2 protein-coding genes and 1 pseudogene are annotated in these 2,274 nt (G+C 69.8%); all 3 read left to right on the plus strand.

Translation table 11 applies throughout. The features are described 5' to 3' along the window. The coding region (locus ACK5M9_RS12830) for a homoserine dehydrogenase (RefSeq protein ID WP_416893551.1) at positions 1–719 on the plus strand (719 nt) is incomplete at its 5' end. After that, positions 719–1,777 carry a threonine synthase gene (thrC, locus tag ACK5M9_RS12835; RefSeq protein WP_416893552.1) on the plus strand — a complete coding sequence of 353 codons (1,059 nt, stop codon included), beginning with the start codon at positions 719–721 and terminating at the stop codon, positions 1,775–1,777. The genes ACK5M9_RS12830 and thrC, both read left to right, overlap by 1 nt. A 194-nt stretch (positions 1,778–1,971) precedes the next feature. Continuing rightward, positions 1,972–2,274: pseudogene (locus tag ACK5M9_RS12840) on the plus strand (homoserine kinase); the annotation flags it as partial.

Genomic DNA, 2,274 nt, shown 5'->3' on the forward strand with positions numbered 1-2,274 from the left:
CTGACCCGACCGCCGACGTCGAGGGGCACGATGCGGCCGCGAAGGCAGCGATCCTGGCGTCATTGGCGTTCCACTCCCGCGTAGCGATCGACGATGTCGCCTCCGAGGGCATCACCGGGATCACCCCCGACGACATCGCTGCGGCCTCCGATACGGGCCACGTGATCAAGCTCTTGGCCATCGCTGAACAATACGAAGACCCGGCCGGTATCGCCGTCCGGGTTCACCCGGCGCTGGTCCCGCTTGCGCACCCGCTGGCGAGCGTGCGCGGGCCGTACAACGCCGTTTTCATCGAGGCTGAGGCAGCCGGCACCCTGATGTTCTATGGCGCTGGAGCAGGCGGTGCGCCGACGTCGTCGGCGGTACTGGGGGATGTGGTTGCCGCCGCACGCCACCACGTCAGCGGTGGCCGGGCCCCTGCAGAGACAGCCCACGCCGAGTTGCCCATCCTCACCGACGACGCGGTGGCGGCGCGCTACCAGGTGCGGCTGGACGTGGCCGACCGCCCGGGGGTGCTCGCTGAGATCGCGGGTGCGTTCGCCGAGCATGGCGTCTCCATCGAGACCGTGCGTCAGGGTGCCCTCGTGGAGGGCAGCGCGGGTCTGCAGATCGTGACCCACTCGGCCTCGGAAGCCGCCCAGGCGCGCTGTGTGGCTGCCCTGGCCAGCCTGGGCTCGGTGCTGCAGGTCATTTCGGTGCTACGTGTGGAAGGAACCTGATGGCCCAGCCCTGGCGCGGCATCATCGCCGAGTACCGCGATCGTCTGCCGTTGGATGCCCAAGACGAGCCGGTCACATTGGCCGAGGGGGGACCCCCGCTGTTGGCGGCGCCCGCGCTGAGTCGGCGCACCGGCGCCCAGGTGTACCTGAAGGTGGAAGGTGCCAACCCCACGGGCTCCTTCAAGGACCGTGGGATGACCATGGCGATCACGAAGGTCGCCAGCACCGACACCCGCATGGTCGTGTGTGCCTCGACCGGCAACACGAGCGCCTCGGCGGCTGCCTATGCCACGCGCGCAGGCCTGGGCTGCGCCGTGGTGTTGCCCGCGGGAAAGATCGCCGCCGGCAAGCTCGCCCAGGCGATCGTGCACGGGGCCCAGCTGATCGCCGTCGACGGCAACTTCGACGACTGCCTGCAGATCGTGCGCGACCTCGCCGAGGCCTATCCGGTGGCGCTGGTGAACTCCGTGAACCCCTACCGCCTGCAGGGGCAGAAGACGGCGGCGTTCGAAATCGTCGACACACTGGGCGATGCGCCCGACATTCACGTCCTACCCGTCGGGAACGCCGGGAACATCTCCGCCTACTGGATGGGCTACCGTGAGTACGCCGAGGCCGGCCTGGCCTCCCGGACGCCTCGGATGTGGGGGGTGCAGGCCGACGGCGCCGCCCCTTTGGTCAAGGGCGAACCCGTTGAGTTCCCCGAGACCGTGGCCACCGCGATCCGGATCGGGCGCCCGGCCTCCTGGGATCTTGCCGTGGCCGCCCGGGATGACTCCGGCGGGCGTATCGACGCCGTGGGTGATCCGGCGATCCTAGACGCCCAGGCGTTGATCGCCGCCGAGGTGGGTGTATTCGTGGAGCCGGCCTCGGCAGCCAGCGTGGCTGGCCTGCTGGAGCGGGCCGAGGCCGGTCAGGTGCCTGCGGATGCCACCATCGTGTGCACCGTCACCGGAAATGGTCTGAAGGACACAGCCACGGCGCTCGGACAGCGCACTGTCGAACCCGAGGTCGTGGGCCCGACGCTGGCCGACACCGTCCGGGCCCTCGGACTGTAGCCGTGCGCCTCGCGACCGATCACGTGCGGGTGCAGGTGCCCGCCACCAGCGCCAATCTCGGACCGGGCTTTGACGCCCTCGGCATTGCGTTGGCCATCCACGATGTGATCGATGTGCGTGCGGTAGCCGGTGCCACCAGGGTCGAAGTTCGGGGTGCGGGTGAGGGCGAAGTCTCCACTGGCTCGGATCACCTCGTGGTCAGGGCGATCCGAGCCGGACTGGATTTCGCCAACGCCCCTCAGGCCGGGCTGGAACTGCGCTGTCTCAATGCGATTCCGCACGGGCGGGGCCTGGGCTCCAGTGCCGCGGCAGTTGTGGCGGGGCTGATCGCAGCCCGCGGACTGATCAGCGAGCCGGAGGTCTTGGACGACGAGGCCGTGCTGGCCCTGGCCACCGAGTTCGAAGGCCATCCGGACAATGCCGCTCCGGCGCTGCTCGGCGGCGCCACAGTGGCATGGATCGAGCCGGAGGGTCCGCGAGCCGCGCGACTCGACATC

It is taken from the genome of Mycobacterium sp. (genome assembly GCF_047975165.1).
Taxonomy (GTDB): Bacteria; Actinomycetota; Actinomycetes; order Mycobacteriales; family Mycobacteriaceae; genus Mycobacterium.